Annotated in this window: 3 protein-coding genes; all 3 read right to left on the bottom strand. The window is 73.2% G+C overall.

Features of this window, described 5'->3' with window-relative positions; translation table 11 throughout:
• On the bottom strand, positions 1 to 1,058 hold a 1,058-nt coding region (locus tag ABZ079_RS36470; RefSeq protein ID WP_356943736.1), incomplete at its 3' end, for a beta-ketoacyl synthase N-terminal-like domain-containing protein.
• A gap of 62 nt (positions 1,059 to 1,120) precedes the next feature.
• Complete coding sequence (locus ABZ079_RS36465; protein WP_356943735.1) at positions 1,121 to 6,802, bottom strand: SDR family NAD(P)-dependent oxidoreductase; 5,682 nt, start codon at positions 6,800 to 6,802, stop codon at positions 1,121 to 1,123.
• Positions 6,799 to 8,950, bottom strand: a 2,152-nt coding sequence (locus tag ABZ079_RS36460; RefSeq protein WP_356943734.1) for an SDR family NAD(P)-dependent oxidoreductase, incomplete at its 5' end; no start/stop codon positions are given. The genes ABZ079_RS36460 and ABZ079_RS36465, both read right to left, overlap by 4 nt.

The following is an 8,950-nucleotide window of genomic DNA, read 5'->3' as shown; positions in this document are numbered from 1 at the left end:
GCCTCGATCGGATCACCCAGCGTCGTACCCGTCCCATGCGCCTCCACCGCGTCCACATCCGACGCCGAAAGACCCGCACTCGCCAGCGCCGCACGAATCACCCGCTGCTGCGAAGGCCCATTGGGAACGGTCAGACCACTGCTGGCGCCGTCCTGGTTCACAGCCGAACCACGCACCACCGCCAGCACCTTGTGGCCGTTGCGCCGCGCGTCCGACAACCGCTCCAACAGCAGCATGCCCACACCCTCGGCCCAGCCCGTGCCGTCGGCGTCGTCGGAGAAGGACTTGCAGCGTCCGTCCGACGACAGACCCCGCTGCCGGCTGAACTCCACGAAGATGGTCGGGGAGGCCATGATGGCGACGCCTCCGGCCAGGGCGAGGGTGCACTCGCCATTGCGCAGGGACTGCACCGCCAAATGCAGGGCGACCAGCGACGACGAACACGCGGTGTCCACCGTCACCGCCGGGCCTTCGAGACCGAAGGTGTAGGAGATGCGGCCGGAGGCGATGCTGCCGGCGCTGCCGTTGCCGACTTGGCCTTCGAAGCCGTCGGGGGCCTTGTGCATGCGGGCCGCGTAGTCGTTGTACATCACGCCCGCGAAGACACCCGTGCGGCTGCCGCGCAGGGACTTCGGGTCGATGCCCGCGCGCTCCAGCGCCTCCCACGAGGTCTCCAGGAGGAGCCGCTGCTGGGGGTCGGTCGCGAGTGCCTCGCGGGGTGACATGCCGAAGAACTCGGGGTCGAAGTCGGCGGCATCGTGCAGGAACCCGCCCTCGCGGACATAGCTCTTGCCCGGCCGGTCCGGGTCCGGGTCGTACAGGCCCTCCACGTCCCAGCCGCGGTCGGCCGGGAAACCGGTGACGGCGTCGCCGCCCGCGGCCACCAGGTCCCAGAGGTGTTCGGGTGAGGTGATGCCGCCGGGGTAACGGCAGCCCATGCCGACGATCGCGATGGGCTCGGAGTCCTTGGCCTCCAGTTCCTCAAGGCGACGGCGGGCCTGGCGGAGGTCGGTGGTCGCCAGTTTGAGGTAGGAACGGAGTTTTTCCTCGTTGGACATGCGGCATCAGCTCCCCGTGACGTGCGTGTGGTTGAAAACGGCCAGGCTGGCGGTCCGGTCGGTCAGGATTTCCTCAGCTCGTTCTCAAGGGCGCTGAACAGCTCGTCGTCGGTCGCCGACGCGAGGTCGTCGTCTTCATGGCCGTCCTGGGAGGGCCGGTCTCCCGCTGCGTCGCCCAGTCGCGCGACGAACGACTTCATCCGCACCACGATTTCCATGCGCTTGACCTCGTCCGCGGCGAGCGCTTCCAACAGGTGCTCCACCCGGTCGAGTTCGTTGGAAACGGAGGTCGTCGGCTGTGTCGCGTCGCCGCCCGTGGCGAGCGGGATTTCGGCGCCGAGATACGCCGCGAGGGCGTCGGGGTTCGGGTAGTCGAAGATGAGGGTGACGGGCAGGCGCAGGCCGGTCGCCGTGGTCAGGCGGTTGCGGAATTCCACCGCCATGAGCGAGTCGAATCCGAGCTCCACGAATCCGCGGCCCGGGTCCACGGCGGACATCGTCGCGTGGCCGAGGATAGCGGCAGCCTGGCTGCGCACCAACTCCAGGAGTGCCCTGCGGCGTTCGGACGAGTCGAGTCCGCCCAGCCGGTGCCTCAGCGCCGTCTCGCTCTCCGTCGCTGCCGTTCCGGCCGCCGCCGTGCGCCGGGCGGGGGTGCGGACGAGGTCGCGCATCATCACGGGGACGGCGCCCGGCTCGGCCGGGCGGTTGAGGGCGGCGCGGTCGAACCGGATGGGCAGCAGGGCGGCCTCGTCCGACTGCTGGGCGGTGTCGAGGAGTTCGAGCGCCTGGGCGGTGGGCAGCGGGCTCATTCCGGCGCGGGTGAGACGGCGGACGTCCGTCTCGGTGAGTCCGTCGGTCAGGCCGGTGACCTGGGCCCAGAATCCCCAGCCCAGGGACACGCCGGGCAGGCCCTGGGCGCGCCGGGCCACCGCGAGTGCGTCCAGGAAGGCGTTGGCGGCCGCGTAGTTGGCCTGGCCGAGGCTGCCGAAGGTGGCGGAGGCCGAGGAGAACAGTACGAAGGCCGACAGGTCCAGGTCACGGGTCAGTTCGTGCAGATTCCAGGCGCCGTCGAGTTTGGGCCGCAGTACGGTGTCGAGCCGCTCGGGCGTCAGAGAGGACACCACGCCGTCGTCCAGCACACCCGCGGTGTGCACGACGGCCGTCAGCGGATGCTCGGCGGGTATCCGCGCCAGCACCCCGGACAGGGCGGCGCGGTCGGCGACGTCACACGCCACCACCGACACCTCGGCACCCGACCCGGCCAGCTCGGCCCGCAACTCCGCGGCACCGGAGGCCTTCGGACCGCTGCGACTCAGCAGCAACAGTCGTCGCACCCCGTGTGCCTGCACCAGGTGCCGGGCCACGAGACCGCCCAGGGTGCCCGTCGCACCCGTCACCAGCACGGTGCCCGAGCCCCAGTCCGGTCCTTCCGGCGCGGTGGCCTCGCGGACCGGCTGGACGCGGGGGACGCTCACCTCGCCGGACCGCACCACGAGCTGTGGCTCGTCCAGGTCCACAGCCCACTCCAGCGCGCCCGGCAGCACCTGCCACGACGCCGGCGCGCCATCGGTGTCCACCAGCACGAACCGGCCCGGGTTCTCCGTCTGGGCCGACCGCAGCAGCCCCCACACCGCGGCCGCTCCGAGATCGGTCACGCCTTCTCCGGGAGTGGCCGCCACCGCGCCGCGCGTCACCAGCACCAGCCGGGATGACAGGAACCGCTGGTCCGCCAGCCACTTCTGCACCAGTTCCAGGACGCGGGCCAGCGTGCTGCGTACGGTCCCGGTCGTGTCGCCCGGCTCCGAGGTGCCGTCGACCAGTACGAACGGCGGCAGGGTGTCGCCGTCGGCGAGGGTGGCCAGGTCCTCGAAGGGCTTGACGGCGAGGTCGGCCAGGTCGCCGAGGGCGTCGGCCGCGCCCAGGGTGTCGCCGCCGACGATGGACCAGGTCGCGGGCGCCTGCGCGGTGGCGGTCGGGTCGTGGGCCGTCCAGGTGACGTGGAACAGCGAGTCGTGCACCCGGACCCGAGCGCGGGCCGTGTCGCCCAGTCGCTCGGTGTCGACGGGGCGCATGACCAGATCGCCCACGGTGGCCACGGGGTGGCCGGTGCCGTCGGCCAGGCGCAGGGTGACGGCGTCGGTGCCGGCCGCCGGGGTGACGGCGACCCGCAGGGCCGTCGCGCCGGTGGCGTGCAGGGTGACCGCGCGCCAGGCGAAGGGCAGCCTGGGCCGCGGTGCGGTGTCGGTGCCGTCGGCGACCCGCCGCAGGATGCCGAGTCCTACGGCGTGCAGGGCGGCGTCGAGCAGCGCCGGGTGCAGGCCGTGGCCGTCGGCGTCGGTGGGCCGGTCCTGCGGCAGTGCGACCTCGGCGAATGTCTCGTCGCCGCGTCGCCATGCCGCGCGCAGCCCTTGGAACAGGGGGCCGTAGTGGTATCCGGCGGCGGCGAAGTCGTCGTAGACGCCGGCGCAGTCGACCGGGGTGGCGCCGGCCGGGGGCCAGGCGGTCAGGTCCCAGTCCGGGGTGCCGGCGCCGGTGGCCAGGACACCGGTGGCGTGGCAGGTCCATGCCGCGTCGTCGGTGGTGGCGTCCGATGTGCCGTCCGGGCGGGAGTGGATGCTCAGCTCGCGTCGGCCGAGGTCGTCGGCCGCGCCGACGGTGACGCGCAGGGCCACCGCGGTCGTGCCGGGCAGGATCAGCGGAGCCTGGAGCGTGAGTTCTTCCAGGAGGTCGCAGTCGACCTCGTCGCCGGCCCGGCTGGCCAGTTCGACGAAGGCGGCCCCCGGAAGGAGGGTGACGTCACCGACCGCGTGCTCCGCGAGCCACGGCTGTGCGGGCAGTGACAGGCGGCCGGTGAGGACGACGCCGCCTGCGTCGGGGAGGTCCACGGCCGCCCCGAGCAGGGGGTGGTCGGCGGCGGCGAGACCGAGACGCGGCAGCGCGCCAGCGGCGCCGGTGCCGCTGTCCAGCCAGTAGCGGTGCCGTCGGAAGGCGTACGTCGGCAGGTCCACCCGGGTGGCGCCGGTGCCGGTGAAGACGCGCGCCCAGTCGACGTGCACCCCGTGGACCCAGACCTCGGCGAGAGAGGTCACCACCCGGTCGAGTCCGCCGTCGTCGCGGCGCAGGGTGCTCACCACGGCGGGCGTGGTGGCGCGTTCCCGGCTCTCGAGTGTCTCCAGCACGCCCATGGTGAGGATGGGGTGGGGGCTGACCTCGACGAACACGTCGTGTCCCGCGGCGTCCAGGGCGCGGACGGTCTCCTCGAACCGCACCGGGGCCCGCAGGTTGCGGTACCAGTAGCCCGCGTCCAACGTGGCGGTGTCCAGTGGGGCGGCGGTCACGGTGGAGTAGAACGGCACCTCGGCGGCCCGCTGTCGGATTCCGGCGAGGATCTCGGCCAGCTGGGGTTCGAGCGGTTCGACGTGGGCGGAGTGGGCGGAGAAGTCGACGCCCGGGACGTTCCACCGCATGACACCGGCTTTGGCGAGGAGGAGGCCGAGTTCCCGCAGCGCGTCCGGGTCGCCGGAGACGACCACGGTGTTGGGGCCGTTGACCGCGGCGATCGAGACCCGGTCGCCGAAGGGCTCGGTGCGTTCGCGCACCCACTCTTCGGAGGCGACGATCGACAGCATGCCGCCGGTGCCCGCGAGCGCCCGCAGGGCGCGGCTGCGCAGCGCGACGACGCGGATCGCGTCCTCCAGGGACAGCACGCCGGCCACGCACGCGGCGGCCACCTCGCCCTGCGAGTGCCCCACGACGGCCGCCGGCTCAACGCCGTACGAGCGCCACACCTCGGCCAGCGAGACCATCATCGCGAAGAGTGCGGGCTGGACGACGTCCACACGGGCCAGGGCCTCCTCGTCGCCGAGCGCGTCGCGCAGCGACCAGTCGACCAGGTCGCCCAGGAGGCGTTCGCACTCGTCCATGCGGGCCGCGAAGACGGGAGACGACTCCCACAGCTCGCGGGCCATACCGGCCCACTGCGAACCCTGGCCGGGGAAGACGAACACGACCCGGCCGCCGCTGCCGCCCGCGTCCGGGCCCGACAGCACCCCCGGGGCTTCCTCGGCGCGGGCCAGGGACCGCAGGCCGGCGAGGAGTCGGCCGGTCGAGTCGCCGGTCACCACCGCGCGGTGGTCGAGGGCCGCGCGGCCGGTGGCCAGCGACCAGCCGATATCGGCCGGGGACAGCTCAGGCGTGCCTTCGATGTGGGCGAGCAGGCGGGTGGCCTGGGCACGCAGGGCGTCGACGCCGCGGGCCGAGATCACCCAGGGCACGGTGGGCGGAACCGCCGGTTCGGCGATCGCGGCCGGCTGCGGCTCCGTCGCGTCCTGCGGCTCGGTCGCCTCCTGCGGAGCCTGCTCCAGGATGACGTGCGCGTTGGTGCCGCTGACGCCGAACGAGGAGACCCCCGCCCGGCGCGGCCGGTCGTCCGTCTGCGGCCACTCGCGTGCCTCGGTCAGCAGCTCCACCTCGCCCGCCGACCAGTCCACCTTGGACGACGGTTCGGTGACGTGCAGGGTCCGCGGCAGCACACCGTGGCGCATGGCCAGGACCATCTTGATGACGCCGGCGGCACCGGCGGCGGCCTGCGTGTGGCCGATGTTCGACTTCAGCGAGCCCAGCAGCAGCGGCCTGCCCTGGGGCCGTACCTGCCCGTAGGTGGACAGCAGCGCCTCCGCCTCGATCGGGTCGCCCAGGGACGTGCCGGTGCCGTGGGCCTCCACGGCGTCGACGTCCGCGGGCGAGATCCGCGCGTCGGCGAGCGCGGCACGGATGACGCGCTGCTGGGAGGGCCCGTTGGGGGCGGTGAGGCCGTTGCTGGCGCCGTCCTGGTTGACCGCCGAGCCGCGTACGACCGCCAGCACCGGGTGCCCGTTGCGCCGCGCGTCCGACAGCCGCTCCAGCAGCAGGACGCCTACGCCCTCGCCCCAGCCCATGCCGTCGGCGTCGTCGGAGAACGCCTTGGACCGCCCGTCCGCCGCGAGGCCGCGCTGCCGGCTGAACTCCACGAAGGCGACCGGCGTGGACATCACGGACACGCCGCCGGCGACAGCCAGGGAGCACTCCCGGCGGCGCAGCGCGTGCACCGCCTCGTGCAGCGCGACCAGCGACGACGAACACGCGGTGTCCACCGTCACCGCGGGCCCTTCCAGGCCGAGGAAGTACGACAGGCGGCCGGAGAGCACCGCGCCGGAGCCGCCGGTGACGACGTAACCGGCGACGTCCTCGGTCACACTGCCGGCGGCCGGGCCGTAGTGGGAGGGGGCACCGCCGACGAAGACGCCGGTCTGGCTGCCCTTGAGTGACGACGGGTCGATGCCGGCCCGCTCGATCAGCCCCCAGCACGCCTCCAGGAACAGCCGCTGCTGCGGGTCCATCGCCAGCGCCTCGCGCGGTGCGATGCCGAAGAAACCCGCGTCGAAGGCGGCGGCGTCACGGACGAAGCTGCCCTCGTTGACGTACGTGGTGCCCGAACGGCCCGACGTGCCGTCGGGGTCGTAGAGGTGGTCGATGTCCCAGCCGCGGTCGTCGGGGAACGCGGAGACGGTGTCCACACCGTCCACGAGCAGCCGCCACAGGTCCTCCGGCGAGTCGGCGCCGCCACCGAAACGGCAGTTGACGGCGACGATCGCGATCGGCTCGCGCTCAGCGTCCTCGTGTTCCTGCAGGCGGGCGCGTGTCTTGTGCAGATCGGCGGTGACCCACTTGAGATATTCGCGGAGCTTTTCCTCGTTCGCGGTCATGACTTACCGAACTCCCGGTTGATGAAGTCGAATATCTCGTTGTCGCTCGCCGCGCCGAGTTGTTCGTCGACGCCGGGGTCCGTCGCCCGGTCCCGTACCGCACCGCCTGCCGGGGTGCTCTCCGCGGTGCCGCCCAGACGCGACAGCAGCACGCTCAGCCGCGAGGTGATCGTGGTCCGCAGATCCTCGTCCGCCGGGGACAGCGAGAACACCGCCGCCTCCAGCCGGTCCAGCTCCGTGAGCGCGGCCCCGGGGCCGCCGCCGTCGGCGCCGACCAGCCGGTCCCTCAGGTGGCCGGCCAGGTCGGCCGGGGTGGGGTGGTCGAAGACGAGCGCGGTGGACAGCCGCAGCCCGGTGGCCTTCTGCAACCGGTTGCGCAGCTCGACGGCGGTGAGCGAGTCGAAGCCCAGTTCCTTGAACGCCCGTTCCTCGCCCACGCCGTCGACGCCGTCGTGCCGCAGCACGGCCGCGGCCTGGGAGCGGACCAGGTCGAGCAGGGTACGGTCACGCTCGATCACGGTCATCGCCGCGAGCCGCTCCGCCAGCGTCGCACCGGCACCGTCGGCACCGTCCGCGGACTCGTCCGGGGCGTTCTCCTCCAGCGCCTGCCGGACCTCCGGCAGGTCGTCGAGCAGGGGCCGGGGCCGGGCCGCTACGAACTGGGGAGCGAACCGCGCCCAGTCCACGTCCGCGACCACCGTGCAGGTCTCGTCACGGTCCAGGGCCTGCTGAAGCGCCTCCAGAGCCAGCTCCGGGTCCATCGCCAGCACTCCGCGACGACTCATATGCTCCTCTGCCCCGTTGTCCGTCAGCATTCCCGACTCCGCCCACGCACCCCAGGCGACCGAAGTCGCCGGAAGACCGAGGGAGCGGCGCCGCTGCGCGAGCGCATCGAGGTGGGCGTTGGCCGCGCCGTACGCGCCCTGGCCACCCGCGCCCCAGACGCCGGCACTCGACGAGAACAGAACGAAGGCGTCCAGATCGTCGTCCGCCAGCAACTCGTCCAGATGGACGGCGCCGGTCACCTTCCCCGACGCCACTTCGGACAGCACGGTGAGATCCGTCTCGGCGAGGCTCGCGTACGGCGCCGCACCGGCCGTGTGCACCACGGAACGCACCGGCGTCCCGCCCGCCCGCAGCCTCTCCAGCAACCCCGCGAGCGCCGCGCGGTCCGTGACGTCACAGGCCGCGACCGTCACCCGCGCGCCGATCCCGGTCAGCTCCGCACGAAGCTCCTCGGCACCCGGCGCCTGCGCGCCGCGTCGGCTGACCAGCACGAGATGCTCGGCTCCCCGGTACGCCAGCCAACGGGCAACTCGCCCGCCCAGCGCACCGGTTCCCCCGGTGATCAAGACCGTACCCTGCGGCTTCCACTCTCGTACAGCCGCATTTTCAGTGACCGGAGCACGCCGCAGCCGCCGCGCGAACACACCCTCGGCGCGCACCGCGAGCTGGTCCTCGGCGCCGGCCGCATCCGCCGCCAGCACCCCGCGCAGCCGCGCGAGCGCGCGGTCCTCGGGCACCTCCGGCAGATCGAGCAGCCCACCCCACCGCTGCGGATGCTCCAGACCTACGACCCGGCCCAGACCCCAGACCTGCGCCTGAACCTCTCGCACCACCGTCCGGTCCGAACCCCCGACCGACACCGCACCACGCGTCGCCAGCCACAGCGGTGCGTCCACGCCGGCATCACCCAGCGCCTGGACCAGCTGAAGGCTGCCGGCGACGCCCAGGGGCACCTCCGGGTGCCGCGGGTGCGGCGCCTCCTCCAGGGCGAGCAGCGACAGTACGCCGTCGACGGCGCCCGCTTGCCTCACCCGGCCGGCGAGTTGCTCCCGATCTCCGTCCGCCGCGCTCCACGTGAGCGGAATCACCGTCCCGCCGCCCTCGGCCAGCGCTCGATGGGCCGCGGCCACCCAGGCGTCCTGGTCGGTCCCAGCGGGCACGACCAGCAGCCAGGTGCCCACCCCGACGGCCGCCTCCTGCCGCTCCGGGACCCTCTTCCAGGCCACGCCGTAGCGCCATCGGTCCAGCGTGGAGCGGGTACGCCGCTGCTGCCGCCATGACGACAGCGTCGGCAACGCCTCACTCAACGGCACGTCCGGCGAGACGCCCAGGACCGACGCCAGCGACTCCAGGTCACCGCTC

Source organism: Streptomyces sp. NPDC006314 (genome assembly GCF_040613075.1).
Lineage (GTDB): Bacteria > Actinomycetota > Actinomycetes > Streptomycetales > Streptomycetaceae > Streptomyces.
This window is presented reverse-complemented; position numbering and strand designations above follow the sequence as displayed.

Excerpts from the sequence above, each read along its gene's own strand:
- ABZ079_RS36465 (WP_356943735.1), bottom strand. The coding sequence starts at position 6,802 with ATGACCGCGAACGAGGAAAAGCTCCGCGAATATCTCAAGTGGGTCACC.